Here is a 19,533-nt window from a genome sequence, read left to right as displayed (position 1 = left end):
TTGGGCAGCTCTTTCCGTGCGGCGATCACGGGTTTTCGGGTCATTTCCTGTGACGGCGTGGTGTGGATATTCAGGTTTGTGAGAACCACACAAGCTGTGTGTTATCCCCGTCCAGCGTGGTCAACCCTGTGGGTAAGTTGTGAAAGGTGGGTCTAGGTCACTGATCCGGCTGTGCTTTTGATGTTTGCTTCAATTTTGTGCAATGCACATGACAGACACCCCAGGATGGGGATGTGGATTTGTGGGCATTTCCCCGCTTTTTTCCCCACCAGGCGTGGTCAACCCTGTGGATAAGGTGTGAAGGGGGCTTTCATGTCACTGATTAGTCAGCGTTTTTTAATGTTGCTGCAAAATTAGGCAGTATCTGGCTGGCGTCCAGAGCAGGGAAAATCCTTGAATCCAAGCCTTCCCAGCGTCTGTGGACAAGATCGAAATGCCCCAGTGTGGCCAGCGGGCCACCGATATCGGAGGTCGCATAGCACATCAGGCTGAGTTTAGTGGCGGTGCAGTGGACAACCTCCCGTGTGCTCGTGTTGAAGCGTTCGAGCAGCGCTTCCGTGGGCCATTCACTGCCGTACAGGCCGACCGTGACATGGGGTGTATACGGGCCGCCGGGCTCGGTGCGCGGACCGCACAGGGCGTGGCGCAGGCGGCCGATGCCGCCTTCCACGTCGCGGACGCTCAGGAAGGGGGCCGACGTGAAGCTCGCCAGACCGCCTATCTCCAAGCGGAAGGGGGCGCCGGCAATGCGCTGCAGGGCATCGAGTTGTCGTTCCAGCGCGGCCGGGCCGAAGTCGTCCGGATGCGCCGGTTGCCGACTCGGAAAGCCGCACAGGGCCAGTGTGACGTGCGGTTGGCGGCGGTAGTCGTCGAGCAGTACGTCGTCCAGTAGCCGGGCCGCGTCTTCGACCAGTTGCCTTACTGCCGGCAGGTCCACGTCGATGCCCCACAGCGCGTAGCGCGGGCGTCTGCGATGCCACTCGTGGAAATCCCGGCGTACGTTGCGCAGCGTCTGTCCGGCTGCCGCGAAATGTTCGCGGGCCAGTTCGAAGACGCTGTCAGGAATGGCGAGGTGGGAAGCAGCTTCGTCGCGTATTGGCATGGAGCGCAATGCAGAATCGTCGGCGCACCAGCATAACCGCTGGGGCGCCGACGATCATCCCGTCTTGCAGAGGGCGGACGGGCTTCCTGAATTGGCGGCCGCCTATTTTGCAGGTGCTGCTGCCGGCGTGGCAGGGGGGCCGAAGCGCATGCAGGCGTTGCTGCGCGGTGCCGGCAGCGTGATGCCCTTGGCCTTGGCCCGCTCGGCCATCTGCGCATGGTGCTCCGTCATGTAGGCCTGGCATTCTTCGGCGGTCTTCAGCGAGCGCATCTTGTCCCGGTGGGCGCGACGTTCCTCGGGCGTCATCAGCCCCATGCCCGGCGTGTTGCGGCGGTTCATGCGCCAGCCGCAGTTGGGGCCCATGTCCGTTTTCGCCGTGCCGTCGGCCTTCATGCACGGCCGGTCACTCTGCATCATGCCGGAGCCCATGCCGCCCCCGCCCATTCCACCGCCGCCCATGCCTGGGCCCGGCTGGGCCACCGCAACACCGGCCATCAACAGGCTTGCCATGCCGGCAAGGACGCATTGCCTGAACATCTTCATTGCCATCTCCCCATGTATGTGGGTCTTCATCCATCCCCAGGACCGTCCGCAGACCACGCCTCCGGGACTGGAACCATGTTTACGCCATCATATTAGGCGTCACTGATTGAGGGGCAAGAGGTGTCGCAGGATTTCCGGCCTGGACTTGCCCCAGGTCAAGAACCGCGGAGCGGGTTGCGGCAATGGCTGGCCCCGGCTGCGACATAGTGTCGCAACAACCCGTTTCCTGGCTCGTATCAAGAAACTTTCCGGGAGCGCCTTGTTACAGTCCGGGCCCAGTTCCCGACCGACGAGGCCCCCGATGATTTCCGCAAGACTGACCCCCATCGCCGTTGCCGTTTCCATGCTGGCGACGATTCCGGCCCAGGCCGCCGAAAGCGGCGACAGCGTGGCGCTGACCCTCGGCGAGGTGGTCGTCAGCGGCAGTGCCGATGGCCCGCTGCAGGCCCGGCGCGTGCTGAGTTCGGTGGATATCCTGCCGGAGGCGCGTATCGCGAATCAGCCGGTGGCCAACAACTGGCAACTGTTCGGCCAGTTGCCTGGCGTGATGCTGACCCAGTTCGGCCAGGGCACCACGTCCGGCAAGTTCTCCATGCGCGGCTTCAACGGGGAAGGGGAGATCAACGCGGTCAAGCTGCTGATCGACGGCGTGCCGTCCAACAGCAACGACGGCAACATGCCCTACATCGACCTGGCGCCGCGGCTGGACATCGAATCCATCGAGGTGGTGCGCGGCACCAACGATCCGCGCTATGGCCTGCATAACATCGCCGGCAACGCCAACATCATCACCAAGAGCGGTGGCAACTACGTGCAGGGGCGGGCCACGCTCGGCAGCTTCCAGACCCGTGAGCTGCAGGCGGCGGCGGGCATCGAGCAGGGCGCGCTGGCCCAGAACTACGCGCTGGCGGTGAACTCGAGCGACGGCTACCGGGCCCATTCCGGTGCCGAGAACGGCGCCTTCAGCGCCAAGTGGTTCATTACGCCGGAAGGCGGCGATAGCCGCTTCGGCCTGATCCTGCGCCACTCCACCGCCCGCGCCGACGAGGCGGGCTACCTGACCGCTGCCCAGCGCCGCGCCGATCCGGACCAGTCGCCGGCCCACAACGCGACCGACGCGGACCGCCGCCTGGCCACCCAGGTGGCGCTGCAGGCGGAAACCGCGCTGGGCAGCCAGCTGTTCTGGACCGGCCAGGTCTACCTGAACAATCTGGATGATCGCCGCTTCGTGACCTTCTCGGCCAATGTGTCCCAGCAGGAGCGCGTCGTCGCGGAAACCCACAGCGGCGCCTCTACGACGCTGACCTGGCGGGCCGGCAAGACGGTCCTCGGCGATCTGTCGGTGATGGGCGGCCTCGACGTGGAGCGCCAGGACAACCGCAGCACCCGCTACAACACCGTCAGCCAGGTGCGCCAGAGCCAGACCCGCGACCAGGCTTTCGAGTTCGACACCGCCGGCGCCTTCGTGCAGGCCGTGCTCAAGCCGCTGCCCGGCCTGAGCCTGACGCCGGCCTTCCGCGCCGACCGCGTGGACGGCACCTACACCAACCGTCTCAACGGCAAGACCTACGACATCAACGACTACGGCACCATCAATCAGCCCAAGATGAGCGCGGTGTACGCGCTGTCCGATGCCTACTCGGTGTACGGTAACTGGGGGCGGACCTTCCAGGTCGGCGTGGGTACCGCTTCTTATAAGGTGAACCAGACGGCCGACCTGTCGCCGTCGATCAACGAAGGCTGGGAGGCCGGCTTCAAGTTCCGTCCGCTGGCCTGGCTGGAGGGGCGCCTGGCGGCCTGGCGTCAGACGGCATCCAACGAAGCACGGCGCAAGCTCAACGACCCGGCCAACGACGCCGAGAACATCGGCCAGACCCGCCGCCAGGGCGTGGACCTGCAGCTCAACGCCCAGCCCACGCGCCAGCTCGGCCTGTGGGTCGGTGCCGCGCTGCAGCGCTCGAAGATCCTGCAGGCCGACGTGGCCTCGGCCGGAACCATCGGCAAGGAGATCGACCACGTGCCGCACCTGCTTTACAACCTCGGCGCCGATTACCAGGCCAGCGAGGCCTGGCGCCTGTCGGCATGGGTGAACGGGCAGAGCGGTTATTACCTGGAGCGCACTAACAGCACCGGCAAGTTCGGCGGCTACACGCTGGCCAACGTGGCAGCGGCCTATCGCCTGAGCCCGCGCATCAATCTCGAGGTGCAGGTGCGCAACCTGTTCGACCGTTACAACGAATACGCCTGGTGGGACGGCGCCCAGTCCCTGCACGCGCCGGGCGCGCCGCGCAGCGTGTACGGGACGGTCGCGGTCAAGTTCTGATTCCTGATGAAACGCGAACTGCGTCGCCTGTGGGTCATGCTGCACCTCTACGTCGGCCTGCTGGCCGGCGGCCTGTTCGTGCTGCTGGGGCTCACCGGCAGCGTGCTGGTGTTCTACCTGGACGTGGATAGTCTGCTCAATCCGCAGATCCGCGTCAGCGCCGCGGCACCCGCGCCGTCGCCGGAGGCGGTGTTCCGGACGCTGCGTGCCCGCTACCCGCAGCGTGACGGGCCGTGGCGCATTGAGATGCCGTTGTCGGCGGACGCGCCGGTGCTGGCTCGCTATTACAACCCGCCGGAAACGGCCGGGCGCGGCTTCGCGCCGCTGATGCTGAGCCTCGATCCGCACACGCTGGAGGTCACCAGCGCGCGCTTCTGGGGCGACTACGCGACGACCTGGCTGTTCGACTTGCATTACACGCTGCTGGCGGGCGAGGGCGGCAAGACGGCGGTCGGCGTCCTCGGCCTGGTGCTGGCGTTTTCATTGCTCAGCGGGCTCTACCTGTGGTGGCCCAGCCGCGCCCGCCTGGCCGCCGCGCTGAAGCCGGTGCTGCGCAGCGGCGCAGTCCGCCGCACCTACGATCTGCACGTGCTCGGCGGCGTCTATGGCCTGCCGGTGCTGCTGGTGCTGGCGCTGACCGGCAGCGCGCTGGCCCTGCCGGATTTCACCCGCGATCTGGTCGCCGGCGCGTCGCCGTTGCGCGAAGCCTACCGGCCACCGGCCGGCCTGCTGGACGATGGAGCTAAGCCGATCTCCCTCGACGCGGCGGTGCGCATCGCGCGCAAGTCTTTTCCCGATGCGGAGTTGCGCTGGATAGAGACCTCCGGCAGCGCGGGGCGGCCGATCTCGGTGCGCTTCCACCAGCCCGGCGAGCCCGGCCAGCGTTTTCCCCGCTCCCAGGTGTGGGTGGACCCGAGTGACGGACAGGTGCTGGCGGTGCGTGATCCGCTGCGGGAATCCGCCGGCGACGGCTTCCTGGCCTGGATGCACCCGCTGCACAACGGCGAGGCCTTCGGGCTGCCCGGCCGCATCCTTGCCTGCGTGGCTGGGTTGCTGCCGGCGCTGCTGTTCGTCACCGGCTGGCTGCGCTGGCGGCACAAGGTCCGCGCTCGTTCGGCGAGCGGACTGCGGCGGCCTTCGAGCATGCTCCCGGAGCACGCCCAGCCCGCTTCCGCGCGCTTGCAGGTGTCCGAGGTCGAGTGATCCGGCATGCGCTCGGGGAGATGCTTGTGATGTCTTTCCGCTTCTCTCCAGTGAATTTGCGCGAACAGTTTTTTCCTTACGGGGTCTTTACGCAGTCTTACGAATGCATCGTGTAGGATTGCGACCGCCTCTCGGTGGCTTCGACCTGCCGGCCTGTAGCGGGCCGGCGCCTTCCGGAAAAACGCTCCATGTCCAGCCCTGCCTCTGCTCCGTCCGACTCAGTTTCCCGTCCCCGTCGTCGTATTCTTCCCTGGCTCATCGTGCTGGCCCTGGCGGCCGGTGGCGGCTGGTATTACACCCACCGAAGTCCAGTGGATACAGACGGGGGAGGAGGGGGCAAGTCGGCCAATGGACCGCGCGGCGGCCGTGACGGGCGCGGCGAACGGCCGACTCCGGTAAGCCTCGCCACCATCGCCACCGGCGACATCCGGGTGATGGTGCCGGCTCTCGGCAGCGTGGTGCCGCGCAATCAGGTAACCGTGCGCTCGCGGGTCGACGGGCCGCTGCTGGCGGTGAAGTTCACCGAAGGCCAGACGGTCAATAGTGGCGACGTGCTCGCGCTGATCGACCCCGATCCCTTCCGTGCCGCGTTGGAGCAGGCGCGTGGCCAGCTGGCGCGGGACGCGGCGCTGCTGAAGAACGCGCAGATCGACCTCGACCGCTACAAGGGCCTGCTGCGTCAGGACTCCATCGCCGAACAGCAGGTGGCAACTCAAGAAGCGCTGGTGCGCCAGTACCAGGGCACCGTGCAGGCCGACCAGGCGGCGGTGAAGAGCGCCGAGCTGCAGCTGTCCTACACCACCATCAAGGCGCCGATCACCGGCCGGGCCGGCCTGCGGGTCGTGGACCCGGGCAACATCGTCAAGGCTTCCGATACCACCGGGCTGGTGACCATCGCCCAGGTGAGCCCGATCACCGCCGTGTTCCCGGTGCCGGAAGACCGCCTGCCGGCGGTCATGAAGCGCGTGCGTGAAGGCAAGGGCCTGATCGCCGAGGCCTGGGACCGGGAGATGAAGAACCACCTTGCCGACGGCAAGCTGCTGGCGGTGGACAGCCTGATCGACAGCACTACCGGCACCGTCAAGCTGAAGGCGGATTTCACCAACAAGGACGGCAGCCTGTTTCCGAACCAGTTCGTCAATGTGCGGCTGATCCTCGACACCCTGTCCGGCGTCGTCACGGTGCCGACCGCCGCCGTCCAGCAGGGTGCCAAGGGCAGCTATGTTTACAAGGTCGGCGAAGGCAACAAGGTCGCGTCGGTACCGGTCAAGCTGGGGCCGGTGGATGGCGACAAGGCCGTCGTAGAGGATGGCCTCGCTGCCGGTGATCGGGTCGTCGTGGACGGCCTCGACAAGCTGAAGGACGGGGCCCAGATCGAGGCCATCGACCCGAAGGCCGTGGACGCGCCTGGGCGGGAGAGGAAGCGCGGCGGTAACGGTGGCGGTCGTCCGGGGCATTAACGCATGAATCCGTCCCGTCCGTTCATCCTGCGGCCGGTGGCGACCTCCCTGCTGATGGTCGCCATCCTGCTGGTGGGCCTCGTCGCCTATCGCCTGCTGCCCATCTCGGCGCTGCCCGAGGTGGATTACCCGACCATTCAGGTCAAGACTCTCTATCCCGGCGCCAGCCCGGACGTGATGACTTCGGCCATCACCGCGCCGCTGGAGCGCCAGTTCGGCCAGATGCCGGGGTTGGACGAGATGTCGTCCACCAGCTCTGGTGGGGCCTCGGTGATCACGCTGCGCTTCAGCCTGGCGCTGAGCCTGGACGTGGCCGAGCAGCAGGTGCAGGCGGCCATCAACGCCGCGTCCAACCTGCTGCCCACCGACCTGCCGGCGCCGCCCACCTACAGCAAGGTGAACCCCGCCGACGCGCCGATCCTGAGCCTGGCAGTGAGCTCGAAGAGCCTGCCGATCACGCGCATCCACGACCTGGTGGAAAGTCGCCTGGCGATGAAGATCTCCCAGGTGCCGGGGGTCGGCCTCGTCAGCATCGCCGGCGGACGCCGCCCGGCGGTGCGGGTGCAGGTCAACCCGACCGCCGCCGCGGCCTACGGGCTGGGGCTGGAGGACATCCGTACCGCCATCGCCAACGCCAACGTGACCCAGGCCAAGGGCAGCTTCGACGGGCCCCAGCGGGCCTCCACCATCGACGCCAACGACCAGCTGCGCTCCGCCGACGAGTACCGTGGCCTGATCGTCGCCTACAAGAACGGCAACCCGGTGCGCCTGTCCGACATCGCCAACCTGGCCGACGACGCCGAGAACCTGCGCCTCGCCGCCTGGGCCGATGATCAGGCCGCGGTGATCATCAACGTGCAGCGCCAGCCGGGCGCCAACGTGATCGAGGTGGCCGACCGGGTCACCGCGCTGTTGCCGCAGATGACGGCCAGCCTGCCGGCCTCGCTGGAGGTGCGCGTGCTGTCCGACCGCACGACGACCATCCGCGCCTCGGTGCATGACGTGCAGATCGAGCTGATGATGGCCGTGGCCCTGGTGGTGATGGTGATCTTCATGTTCCTGCGCAGCGTGCCGGCGACCATCATCCCCAGCGTGGCGGTGCCGCTGTCGCTGGTCGGCACCTTTGGGGTGATGTACCTGGCGGGCTTCAGCCTCAACAACCTCACATTGATGGCGCTGACCATCTCCACCGGCTTCGTCGTGGACGACGCCATCGTGATGATCGAGAACATCGCCCGCTACGTGGAGGAGGGCGAATCGCCGATGCAGGCCGCGCTGAAGGGCGCCAAGCAGATCGGCTTCACGATCATCTCGCTGACCTTCTCGCTGATCGCCGTGCTGATTCCGTTGCTGTTCATGGGCGATGTGGTGGGGCGGTTGTTCCGCGAGTTCGCGATCACGCTGGCGATCGCCATCCTGATCTCCGCCTTCGTGTCCCTGACCCTCACACCGATGATGTGCGCGCGCCTCCTCAAGCACGTGCCGGAGGCCGAGCAGGGGCGCTTCTATAAGGTGATGGGCGATTTCTTCGACCGCGTCATCGCCCGCTACGGCGTGATGCTGCAGTGGGTGCTCGACCGCCAGGGGCTGACTCTGGTGGTGGCCGTCGGCACGCTGGCGCTGACCGCGTTGCTGTACGTCTTCGTTCCCAAGGGCTTCTTCCCGGTGCAGGATACCGGCGCGATCCAGGGCATCACCGAGGCTGCCCAGTCGATCTCCTTCGATGCCATGTCGCAGCGTCAGCAGGCGTTGGCCGAGGTGGTGCTGAAGGACCCGGCGGTGGCCAGCCTGTCGTCCTTCATCGGCGTGGACGGCTCCAATGCGACCCTCAACAGCGGGCGCATGATGATCAACCTCAAGCCGCTGGCCGAGCGGGACGCCAGCGCCGGCGAGGTGATCCGCCGCCTGACGCCGGAGGTGCGCAAGGTGGCCGGCATCACGCTGTACATGCAGCCGGTGCAGGATCTGTCCATCGAGGACAAAGTCAGCCGCACCCAGTACCAGTTCTCCTTGCAGTCGCCGGATTCTGCGGCGCTGACCGAATGGGTGCCGCGCCTCGTCGAGCGCCTGAAAGGCCTGCCGCAACTCGCCGACGTGGCCAGCGACCTGCAGGACAAGGGTCTGCAGGCGTGGGTGGAGATCGACCGGGCCAGCGCCAGCCGCCTCGGCGTCAGCACCGCCGCCATCGACAATGCCTTGTATAACGCCTATGGCCAGCGCCTGGTGTCCACCATCTTCACGCAGGCCACCCAGTACCGCGTGGTGCTGGAGGTGAAGCCGGAGTTCCGCAGCAGCCCGGCGGCCATCGCCAACCTCTACGTGCCGGGCACCGGCGGCGCCCAGGTGCCGCTGTCGGCGGTGGCGCGGGTCGTCGAGCGGCCGGCGATGCTGGCGGTGAACCACATCGGCCAGTTCCCGGCGGTGACCCTGTCCTTCAACCTGGCACCGGGTGCTTCCCTCGGCGAGGCGGTGGAGGCGATCCGTTCGGCCGAGGCCGACCTGGGCCTGCCGGCCAGCATCGAGACCAGCTTCCAGGGCGCGGCGCTGGCCTTCCAGGCCTCGCTGACCAACACGCTGCTGCTGATCCTCGCCGCCGTGGTGACCATGTACATCGTGCTCGGCGTGCTCTACGAGAGCTACATCCACCCGGTCACGATCCTGTCCACGCTGCCGTCGGCCGGCGTCGGCGCGCTGCTGGCGCTGCTGGTGGCGCGCAGCGAGCTGGGCATCGTCGGCATCATCGGCATCGTGCTCCTGATCGGCATCGTCAAGAAGAACGCCATCATGATGATCGACTTCGCCCTCGACGCCGAGCGGCGTGAAGGCCTCGAGCCGCGGGAGGCCATCTACCAGGCCTGCCTGCTGCGTTTCCGGCCGATCCTGATGACCACGCTGGCGGCGCTGCTCGGCGCGTTGCCGCTGATGCTGGGCTCCGGCGTCGGCTCCGAACTGCGTCATCCGCTCGGCGTGACGATGGTCGGCGGCCTGCTGGTCAGCCAGGTGCTGACGCTGTTCACCACGCCGGTGATCTACCTGGCCTTCGACCGCCTGGCGCGGCGGGGGAGGGCGGCATGACGGCCGGCACGGGGGCGAATCCCTTCGCCCTTCAGCAGTTCCGCGGCGTTTCCGCATCCGGTGACGCGTTCCGGAAGGGCGGAAGATGAACCTGTCCCGCCTGTTCATCTTCCGCCCGGTCGCCACCACGCTGCTCACGTTGGCCGTGGCGCTGGCCGGGGCGATCGCCTTCCGCCTGCTGCCGGTGTCGCCGCTGCCGCAGGTGGATTACCCGACCATCTCGGTGTCGGCCAACCTGCCCGGCGCCAGCCCGGAGACCATGGCGGCCACCGTCGCCGGGCCGCTCGAGCGCATCCTCGGGCAGATCGCCGGGGTCACCGAGCTGACCTCCTACAGCACCCTCGGCTCGACGCGGGTGACGCTGCAGTTCGAGCTGTCCCGTGACATCGACGGCGCCGCCCGCGACGTGCAGGCCGCCATCAATGCGTCCCGCGGCCAGCTGCCGACCAGCCTGCCGAACAACCCGACCTACCGCAAGGTGAACCCGGCCGAGACGCCGATCATCATTCTGGCGCTGACGTCGGACACGCTGACCAAGGGCCAGCTCTACGACGCCGCGTCCACGGTGCTGGCCCAGCGCCTGTCCCAGGTGGAGGGGGTTGGCCAGGTGTCCATCGGCGGCAGCTCGCTGCCGGCGGTGCGCGTCGAGCTGGATCCGGACCGCCTGGCGGCCAACGGCCTCAACATGGACGACGTGCGCACCGCCATCGTCGGCACCAACGCCAACCGCCCGAAGGGCGTGGTGGAGGATGGCGAGCGGGCCTGGCAGGTCGGCGCCAACGACCAGGCGCGCACCGCCGACGAGTACAAGCCGCTCATCGTGTCGTGGAAGAACGGCGCCGCAGTGCGCCTCTCCGACGTGGCCAAGGTGCGCAACGGCATCGAGAACGACCGCAACTACGGCTATTCCAACGGCCGCCCGGCGGTGCTGCTGATGGTGAACCGCCAGCCCGGCGCCAACATCATCGAGACCGTGGACCGGGTCACCGCGCTGCTGCCGCACCTGCGCGCCAGCATTTCGCCGGCCATCGACCTGGACGTGGTGATGGACCGCACGCCGACCATCCGCGGCTCCCTGCGCGAGGTGGAGCACACGCTGATGATCTCGGTGGCGCTGGTGGTGATGGTGGTCTTCCTGTTCCTGCGCAACCTGCGGGCGACGGTGATCCCCAGCGTGGTGGTGCCGGTGTCGCTGATCGGCACCTTCGCGGTGATGTACCTGGCCGGCTTCAGCCTGGACAACCTGTCGCTGATGGCGCTGACCATCGCCACCGGCTTCGTGGTGGATGACGCCATCGTCGTGCTGGAGAACATCTCGCGCCATATCGACGAAGGCCTCGCCCCGCGTCAGGCGGCCCTGCGCGGCGCGCGGGAGATCGGCTTCACGGTGGTGTCGATGAGCCTGTCGCTGATCGCCGTGTTCATCCCGATCCTGGCCATGGGCGGCATCGTCGGGCGCCTGTTCCGGGAGTTCGCGATCACCCTGTCAGCGGCGATCCTGGTGTCGATGGTGGTGTCCCTGACCGCCACGCCGATGATGTGCGCGCGCCTGTTGCAGAAGCGCCCGCCAGAAGGCGAACGCGGCCGTTTCGACTGCCTCGCCGGCGGCGTGCTGGACCGCCTGGTGGATGGCTACCGCCGCAGCTTGGGCTGGGCGCTGGCGCACCCGTGGCTGGTGCTGGGCATCCTGCTCGCCACCATCGCGGCCAACGTCCATCTCTACAACACGATCCCGAAGGGCTTCTTCCCGCAACAGGACACCGGGCGCATCCGCGGCTTCGTCGAGGCCGACCAGGCGATCTCCTTCCAGGCCATGAAGGGCAAGATGGATGTCTTCCTGGCCCTCGTCGGGGCCGACCCGGCAGTTGCCAACGTGGTCGGCTTCACCGGCGGCGGGCAGATCAACTCCGGCATGATGTTCATCACCCTCAAGCCGATCGGCGAGCGCAAGGAGTCTGCCGACGCCATCGTCACCCGCCTGCGCAAGAAGCTCGCCCATGTGCCGGGAGCCAGCCTGTACCTCAACCCGGTGCAGGACATCCGCATTGGCGGACGCTCCAGCAACTCCAGCCAACAGTTCACGCTGCAGTCCGACAACCTGGACGAGCTGCGTCTGTGGGAGCCGCGCATCCGCAACGCGCTGAGCCGCCTCGACGAGATCACCGATGTGAGCTCGGACCAGCAGGACCGCGGCCCGCAGACCACGCTGGTGATCGACCGCGACGCCGTGGCCCGCTACGGCCTGACCATGCGCGCGGTGACGACGGCGCTCAACAACGCCTACGGGCAGCGCCAGGTGTCCACCATCTACAACCCGCTCAACCAGTACCGGGTGGTGATGGAGGCGGCGTCCGACTACCTGCAGGGGCCGGAATCCCTGGCGCGGCTGACCCTGGTGTCGTCCTCCGGCGCCCAGGTGCCGCTGTCGGCGGTGGCCCGCGTGGTGTCCACGCTGGCGCCGCTGTCGGTGAGCCACCAGGGCGGCGCGGCGGCGTCCACGATCAGCTTCGCGCTGCCTGAAGGGCGCTCCATCGGCGAGGCCACCGACGCCATCCGCGCGGCGGTGGCGCGCATCGGCGTGCCAGTGAGCATCCGTACCAGCTTCGAGGGCAGCACCGGCGCCTTCCAGAAGTCCATGAGCACCCAGCCGTTGCTGATCCTGGCCGCGGTGGTGACCATCTACATCGTGCTCGGCATGCTCTATGAGAGCCTGGTGCACCCGATCACCATCCTGTCCACGCTGCCGTCGGCGGGCGTCGGGGCGCTGCTGGCGCTGATGGGCATGGACACCGAGTTCAGCCTGATCGCGATGATCGGCGTGATCCTGCTGATCGGCATCGTCAAGAAGAACGCGATCATGATGATCGACGTGGCGATCGCGCTGCAGCGCCAGGGCGCCAGCGCCCGCGATGCGATCCACCACGCCTGCCTGCTGCGTTTCCGGCCGATCCTGATGACCACGCTGGCGGCCCTGTTCGGCGCCATCCCGCTGGCCATCGGTACCGGCGACGGCGCCGAGCTGCGCCAGCCGCTGGGCATCGCCATCGTCGGTGGCCTGATCCTCAGCCAGATCCTGACCCTCTACACCACGCCGGTCGTCTTCGTGATGCTCGACCGGCTGCGCCGCCAGCCCAAGCCTGCGGCGGCATTGCAGGCGGGGAGCGCCCTTTGAAGATGAAAATGAAAACCAACGTGATCGGCATGGTGCTGCCGTGCCTCCTGCTGGCCGCGTGTACCGTCGGCCCCGACTACGTGCGGCCGACGGTGGAAACCCCCGCGGCCTTCAAGGAAGCTGCCGGGGACTGGCGCGCGGCGAGCCCGCAGGACCCGGTTTCCGGCGATACCTGGTGGACCGTGTTCGGCGATCCGGTGCTCGACGGCCTGCAGGCCAAGGTGGACATCTCCAACCAGAACCTGCGCGCCGCCGAGGCCCAGTACCGCCAGGCCAAGGCGCTGTCCGATTCGGCCCGCGCGTCCTGGTTCCCGACCATCAACGGCACTTTCGGCGCGACGCGCTCGGCCAGCGCGGCATCCACCGCCAGCGCCGGCAACGCACCGCCGGTCAACAGCTTCAGCCTCGGCGCCACCGCCAGCTGGGAGGCCGACGTGTGGGGGCGTATCGCCCGCAACGTGGAAGCCGCCGACGAGCGGGTGCAGGCCAGTGAGGCGGATCTCGCCGCGGCCCGCCTGTCGGCCCATGCGACGCTGGCCCAGACCTACTTCCAGCTGCGCGCGGCGGATCGCCAGAAGGCGCTGCTCGACGCGGCGGTGGCGGCCTACGAGCGCTCCCTCGAGCTGACCCGCAACCGCTACGCCGCCGGCGTCGCCACCAAGGCCGATGTGGCCCAGGCGGAAAGCCAGCTGCGCAGCACCCGCGCGTCGGCGCTGGATGCCGGCCTGTCGCGTAGCCAGTACGAACATGCCATTGCGGTGTTGATCGGCCAGGCGCCATCCAGCTTCGAGCTGCCGCCAGTGGCGGGCCCGCTCGCCACCGCGCCGGTCACGCTGACGCTGCCGTCCACGCTGCTCGAACGGCGCCCCGACATCGCCGCCGCCGAGCGCCGCGTCGCGGCGGCCAATGCGGCCGTCGGCGCGGCCCAGGCGGCGCGCTTCCCGGTGCTCGGCCTGTCCGCTTCCACGGGTTTCCGCCGCTCGCAGATCGAGGATCTGCTGACCGTGCCGAGTCGCTACTGGTCCCTCGGTCCGACGCTGGCGGCGACGCTGTTCGACGCGGGCGCCAAGAAGGCCGCGGTGGGCCAGGCCGTCGGCGTCTGGGAGCAGGCCGTGGCGACCTACCGGCAGACCGTGCTGGCCGCCTTCCAGGAAGTGGAGGACAACCTCGCCGCGGTGCGCGTGCTGGAGGAGGCCGGCGTCGAGCAGGCGGCCGCAGAATCTGCCGCCGCCGAGGCCGAGGCCATCGCCCTCAACCAGTATCGGGCCGGCACCGTCAGCTACCTCAATGTGGTCACCGCCCAGGCCACCCTGCTCAGCGCCCAGCGCAGCGCCAGCGACCTGGCGGCGCGCCGGCTAGTGGCGGCGGTGCTGCTGGCGAAGAACGCTGGCGGCGGGCTGGGCGGGAAAGCGCCGGAGGCCGGCAACTGAGTCTGTAGGGGCAGGCGGGAGCTGGAACGGCTGCTTGCCGTTCCCGGGATTCCATTCGGCCGGTGGGGGAGTTCTCAACTCCTGGCCGGTACATCCGGCTCCACGCGAACTTTCGTCATCGACGGACGTCCATCATGTATGCTGCGGTGCAGCAATTCAGCCTGCAGCAACTGACTGGAGGTATTCCGTCCATGTTGAAGAAGCTTTGGAAGAGTCGAGATTTTACCGCGTCCCCACCATTGAGCCTTGCGCTGCAGGGCGGCGGCGCTCACGGCGCCTATACCTGGGGCGTGCTGGACCGCCTGCTGGAAGACGACTGGCAGATCGACGGCATCAGCGGCACCAGCGCCGGCGCGATGAATGCCGTGGCGCTGGCCCAAGGCTGGACGACCGGCGGTGCCGAAGGCGCGCGGGAGAGCCTGGCGGCGTTCTGGGAGGCGGTGTCCGACACCACGCCCTTCGAGTTGGACCTGCTGCACAGCTTCAACCCGGCCGGCGACGGCTCGCTGCCGGCCCCGGTGGGGATGATGCTGGGTCTGACCAAAATGTTCTCGCCCTACCAGCTCAATCCCTTCGAGCTGAATCCCCTGCGCGACGTGGTGCGCGCCCAGTTCGATTTCGAGCGCATCCGCCGCAGCTGTCCGCTCAAGCTGTTCATCGCGGCGACCCGAGTGCGTACCGGCAAGGTCCGCTTGTTCCATACCCGCGAACTGAGCGAGGAGGCGCTGCTCGCCTCGGCCTGTTTGCCGACCCTGCACCACGCTGTCCAGATCGACGGGGAGGACTATTGGGACGGTGGCTTCACCGCCAACCCGGCGATCTATCCGCTGATGTACGAATGTGCCACGCCGGACATCCTGCTGGTGCTGCTCAATCCGTTGGTGTGCCCGGAAGCGCCGCGTACCGCTGAGGAGATCGCCGCGCGTAGCGTGGAACTGGGCTTTTCGACGACCTTCCTGCGCGAGATGCGCATGATCGCCCACGCCCGCAGCTACATCGAGGAGGGCCGCAACTGGCTGCCCCAGGGGCGGCTGGAACGCAAGCTGACCCGCCTGCGCTTCCACATGGTGGAGGCCGAGGAACTGGTGGATGCCGGTACCGCCAGCAAGCTCAACGCCACGCGAGCCTTCTTGACCGAACTGCGCGACCTCGGGCGGGCGCGGGCGGCACGCTGGATCCGTACCCATCGCCAGGACGTCGGCGTGCGTCCGTCGATCAACTTGGCCGATCTGTTCGCCTGATTGCAAGGCCAAGAGCATGCAAAAAGACCGTTTGCGTTTATTACAGCCTCAAGACAGCCCATCTTGAGCCGATATAGTCGGGCTCTTCCGTACTGTGCGGTATGTACGTCGTATCGCGGGCGGGAGAACCGATGAACGCCAACAAAAGAATAAAGAGACATGCTCAAGCACAAGCCCCTGGTCCGGCAGGTCGTCCTGCTGTGCACCCTTGGTATCGCCCTGATGGTGGTCGTTCTGGTCGCCACCGTTGCCGTTTTGTCGCGCCAGAGTGCGTTGAAGAAGGCAGAAGAGTCCCTGGCCCAGCAAGCAGACATGACCGTCGCGATGCTGGCCTATGCTCAGGACGCGCTGAAGGCGCGGGCTGCCGATGCCGTCGTGGAGTTTGCCGCCAGCGTGCCTGGAACGCCGCACCTGACTGGCCGCGATATCCAGATGGGAGGCGAGGCCCTGCCTGAGCTGGCGATCGGCGGCACCGTCGTCAGCGGCAACGCGGCGGTACTGCTGGATTACGCTCAGCGCTATGAGGACCGGGAGCCGTCCTTTCTGGTGCGCAAGGGCGACAGCTTCTATCGCGCGGTGACGCTGCTCAAAGGCAAGGACGGCAACTACCGGCACGGCGAGAAGGTCGGCTCTGCCGGCGACTACCCGTCCATTCTGCTGACCGGAAAGTCTTACCTGGGCGCCATCGAGCGCAACGGCAAGATGTTCGTGCTGGCGGCCAATCCGATCAAAGACGCCACCGGTAACGTGATCGGCGCGGTGACGATGCGCGTCGATGCGGAGAGCAACGTCAAGCTGATCAAGGAGAAGCTGGCGCAAATCCGCGTCGGCAAGACCGGCTATCCCTATATCGTGTCGGTCCCGTCCGGTGATGCCAAGGATGTGCGCTTCATCTATCACCCGAAGTTCGAGGGTAAGTCCCTGACCGACCTGGACCCGCGTACCCAGGGCATTATCAAGAGTCTGGTGGAGAAGCGTAATGGGACGTTGGTCTACAAGTGGGGCGATCCCGAAGCCGACAAGATGGTGGTCATCCGCGAGCTGCCGGATCTGCATTGGATGGTGGCCAGCGGCTCGTGGGTGGATGAGTTCGTCGAGGACGCCAACGGGCTGCGCAATGACATCGCGCTGCTCGCGGTTGCCTGCGGGACATTGCTGATCCTGGCGCTGGGCTACTTCCTGCGCTTGCGCCTAAAGCCCCTGGCGCACCTGGCCGAACTGGTGTCGCGCTTTGGTAGTGGCGATCTGACGGTGCGCGCCGATGTCGACGCCCGTAGCCGCAGCGAGATCGACCTGATCGGCAGCAGCATCAACACGGCTGCGGAGTCCATGCGCACGCTGAGCGGCAGCATCCGCCAGACCAGCGATCACCTGCAGCGCACCGCGCAGAACATGTCGGTGGCTTCCGAAGCGCTTGGCGAGGAGACCCGTCGGCAGAGCGATTCCGCCAGCGCGATGGCCAGCACCACCGAGCAGCTGACGGTCAGCGTGGGGCAAGTGGCCAGCAATGCGTCCCACGCGCTGGAACTGACGCAGGAGACCTCGCGCGCGGTGCAGGAAGGCGTCGGCTCGGTGCAAGGCAGTATCGAGCAGCTCAATGAGACGGCGCGCACCGTACAGGCTGCGGCGACCCAGGTCGAGCAGCTCGGCCAGCAGTCGGCGGAGATTCACCGGGTCCTCAATGCGATCCGCGACATTTCCGAGCAGACCAACCTGCTGGCTCTCAATGCGGCCATCGAAGCCGCGCGGGCCGGTGAGCAGGGGCGCGGTTTCGCGGTTGTCGCCGATGAGGTGCGCAAACTTGCCGAGCAGTCAGGTCAGTCCGCGTCGTTGATCGACTCCATCCTCAACAGCATCCAGGACGGCGTGTCCTCCGTGGCCAATTCGGCCCGCAAGGCGGTGGAGCAGGTGGATCGCAACGTGGTGGCATCCCGTCAGGTCGGCGAGGCCCTGCAGGCCATCCACGAGCGGGCCGAGCGCACCTCTCAGGCGGTGGCCGACATCGCCCGCGCGACGCGGGAGCAGACCCAGGCCAGCCAGACGATTGCCGGTGGCATCGACTCGGTGGCCCGTTCGGTCGCCGGAACCAGCCAGTCGGCGGCGTCCAACCGCAGCGAAGCGGCCGAGCTTCTGCGGGTCGCGCGTGATCTGGAGAACGAGGTCGGGCGGTTGCGCGTCTGATCCGGGGGCTCAGCCCGTCACCAACGGGCTGGCCAGCATCCATAGGGCGCTGAGCAGCAGCAGGGCGGAGAAGGCGCGGTGCATGGTCTTTTCGGGCAGGCGATGGGCGAAGGCCACGCCGGCCGACACGGTGAGCAGCCCGCTGGCGGCCATTGGCAGGCCCATCGCCCAGTTCACCCGGTGGGCGCCGGCGTAGACCAGCAGCGCGATCAGCGAACTGGGCGTGACTAATGCCAGTGCGAAGGCCTGGGCGACAGTCTGGCGCAGGCCGAACAGACCGGTTAGCAGTGGTGTCGCAACCAGCCCGCCACCGATGCCCAGCAGGCCCATGCTGCTGCCGCCAAGCAGGCCGACCAGCGGTACATGGCGTTCGGCCACTCGCGGAGCCGGGGCCGCCTTGCCGGAGCGGCCGGGGACGATGCGCTTGAGCGCCATCGCCAGTAGGAACAGCGCGAACAGTGCTTTCAGGGTGGCCGGATCCAGGGCGTTGGCAAAATGCGCGCTTCCCCAGGTGGTGAGCATCGCGATCAGGCCGATGGCCAGCGCGCGCCGGAAGGGCACCGGGTGGCGCTGGCTGTAGCGCCACCAGCCGACCATCAGGTTGGGCACCATCATCACCAGCGCCGTGCCTTGGGCCAGTGGCTGTTCCATGCCGTAGCCGATCACGAACAGCGGGATCGCGATGATGCCGCCGCCGATGCCGAACATGCCACCGAAGAAGCCGAGGGCAGCGCCGAGGATCAAGGCTGGAAGAAATGCTAGGAGGTCAGGGATGGGCATGGTGGTTCGGAACGGAAAATCCGGAACCCATCTTAAGGCGTGGTACCGGAGATACAATGCTTTAGAGTTAATTTGATCCGTACCTAAAACGCACGAATGCAGGATTCGTCCGATCTGGCTTTCTTTGCCGTCGTCGCGCGCCAGGATAGCCTGGCCGCCGCGGCCGCCGAACTGGGCGTGACGCCGCCGGCGGTGAGCCGTCGTCTCGCTGCGCTGGAGGCACGCTTGGGCGTGCGTCTGCTGAACCGCACGACACGGCGCCAGAGCCTGACGCCGGAAGGGGAGCGCTACCTCGACGAAGGCGCGCGGATCCTGCGCGACATCGAAACCCTTGAGCGTGGCCTGTCGGCCAGCCGCGAACAAGCCCGTGGCCTGTTGCGCGTGAATGCGACGCTGGGCTTCGGGCGTTGCCATCTGGCGCCGGCCATTGCCGATTTTGCGCTGCGCTACCCGGAGGTGGAGGTGATCCTGCAACTCACCGACCGGCCGCTGGACCTGACTGCGACGGCGACCGACGTCGGGGTACGCTTCGGCGCACCGCCGGATACCCGCGTACTGGCCCGGCGGATTGCCGCCAACCGGCGCCTGTTGTGTGCATCGCCGGTCTATCTGGCGGCGAGTGGCGAGCCGGCCGATCCGCAGGAGCTGGCCCGTCACCGTTGCATCGTGATCCGCGAGAACACCCGCGCCTATAACAGCTGGGAGCTGGCCAACGGAGAAAAGCAGATCACCGTGAAGGTGCGTGGTGGGTTGAGCAGCAACCATGGCGAAGTGGCGGTGAGTTGGGCGCTGGCCGGCCACGGCATCGTGCTGCGTTCGGAATGGGACGTGGCGCCGCATCTGCGCAGCGGCGAACTGCGGCGAGTGCTGGCGCCTTGGGTCGGGGCGGTGGCGGACATCCACGCGGTCTATCCCCAGCGCCATCTGCTCAGCGCCAAGGTGAAGGTCTTTGTGGATTTCCTGGCCGAGCGTTTTGCCGCCTATCGGCCGGAGGCGGATGAAACCGCGTCCTGGTAGGCGGCG

The 19,533-nt window shown here is 67.4% G+C and carries 12 protein-coding genes; 9 read left to right on the top strand and 3 right to left on the bottom strand.

Annotated features, from left to right (window positions below; translation table 11 throughout):
* Positions 1 to 322: 322 nt before the first annotated feature.
* Both AC1PQG_RS16830 and AC1PQG_RS16825 read right to left on the bottom strand, forming a co-directional pair.
* A complete protein-coding gene (locus AC1PQG_RS16830) occupies positions 323 to 1,102 on the bottom strand; it encodes a 2'-5' RNA ligase family protein (RefSeq protein WP_481118967.1) in 780 nt (259 codons plus the stop codon).
* Positions 1,103 to 1,204: 102 nt separating this feature from the next.
* Positions 1,205 to 1,645, bottom strand: coding sequence for a hypothetical protein (locus AC1PQG_RS16825; protein WP_481118966.1), 441 nt, complete (start codon positions 1,643 to 1,645; stop codon positions 1,205 to 1,207).
* A 301-nt stretch (positions 1,646 to 1,946) separates the two neighbouring features.
* Here AC1PQG_RS16825 and AC1PQG_RS16820 point away from each other — a divergent pair, with 301 nt between their 5' ends.
* The 8 genes from AC1PQG_RS16820 (at position 1,947) to AC1PQG_RS16785 (ending at position 17,730) form a co-directional block, all read left to right on the top strand.
* Positions 1,947 to 3,968 carry a TonB-dependent receptor gene (locus AC1PQG_RS16820; protein WP_481118965.1) on the top strand — a complete coding sequence of 674 codons (2,022 nt, stop codon included), beginning with the start codon at positions 1,947 to 1,949 and terminating at the stop codon, positions 3,966 to 3,968.
* A gap of 6 nt (positions 3,969 to 3,974) precedes the next feature.
* Complete coding sequence (locus AC1PQG_RS16815; protein ID WP_481118964.1) at positions 3,975 to 5,171, top strand: PepSY-associated TM helix domain-containing protein; 1,197 nt, start codon at positions 3,975 to 3,977, stop codon at positions 5,169 to 5,171.
* Between the two features lie 188 nt (positions 5,172 to 5,359).
* A complete protein-coding gene (locus tag AC1PQG_RS16810) occupies positions 5,360 to 6,631 on the top strand; it encodes an MdtA/MuxA family multidrug efflux RND transporter periplasmic adaptor subunit (RefSeq protein ID WP_481118963.1) in 1,272 nt (423 codons plus the stop codon).
* 3 nt (positions 6,632 to 6,634) lie between these two features.
* Positions 6,635 to 9,706, top strand: a complete 3,072-nt coding sequence (locus AC1PQG_RS16805) for an MdtB/MuxB family multidrug efflux RND transporter permease subunit (RefSeq protein WP_481118962.1) — start codon at positions 6,635 to 6,637, stop codon at positions 9,704 to 9,706.
* A gap of 85 nt (positions 9,707 to 9,791) precedes the next feature.
* The gene (locus AC1PQG_RS16800) at positions 9,792 to 12,878 is read left to right on the top strand and encodes a multidrug efflux RND transporter permease subunit (protein ID WP_481118961.1); all 3,087 of its coding nucleotides are present in this window, start codon (positions 9,792 to 9,794) and stop codon (positions 12,876 to 12,878) included.
* An 8-nt stretch (positions 12,879 to 12,886) separates the two neighbouring features.
* Positions 12,887 to 14,308 carry an efflux transporter outer membrane subunit gene (locus AC1PQG_RS16795; protein WP_481118960.1) on the top strand — a complete coding sequence of 474 codons (1,422 nt, stop codon included), beginning with the start codon at positions 12,887 to 12,889 and terminating at the stop codon, positions 14,306 to 14,308.
* A 191-nt stretch (positions 14,309 to 14,499) separates the two neighbouring features.
* A complete protein-coding gene (locus AC1PQG_RS16790) occupies positions 14,500 to 15,549 on the top strand; it encodes a patatin-like phospholipase family protein (protein ID WP_481118959.1) in 1,050 nt (349 codons plus the stop codon).
* A 159-nt stretch (positions 15,550 to 15,708) separates the two neighbouring features.
* Positions 15,709 to 17,730 (top strand): methyl-accepting chemotaxis protein, encoded by a 2,022-nt coding sequence (locus AC1PQG_RS16785; protein WP_481118958.1) that lies wholly within the window; start codon positions 15,709 to 15,711, stop codon positions 17,728 to 17,730.
* Positions 17,731 to 17,739: 9 nt separating this feature from the next.
* Here the strand turns inward: AC1PQG_RS16785 and AC1PQG_RS16780 are convergent, their stop codons facing one another.
* Positions 17,740 to 18,510 carry a sulfite exporter TauE/SafE family protein gene (locus tag AC1PQG_RS16780; protein WP_481118957.1) on the bottom strand — a complete coding sequence of 257 codons (771 nt, stop codon included), beginning with the start codon at positions 18,508 to 18,510 and terminating at the stop codon, positions 17,740 to 17,742.
* 96 nt (positions 18,511 to 18,606) lie between these two features.
* Between AC1PQG_RS16780 and AC1PQG_RS16775 the strand changes: the two genes are divergently transcribed.
* A complete protein-coding gene (locus AC1PQG_RS16775) occupies positions 18,607 to 19,527 on the top strand; it encodes a LysR family transcriptional regulator (protein WP_481118956.1) in 921 nt (306 codons plus the stop codon).
* The last annotated feature ends 6 nt before the right edge of the window (positions 19,528 to 19,533 follow it).

Source organism: Zoogloea sp. GDB6, assembly GCF_056724105.1.
The sequence above is the reverse complement of the archived record's forward strand: the minus strand, read 5'-3'. Positions and strand labels throughout refer to the sequence as shown.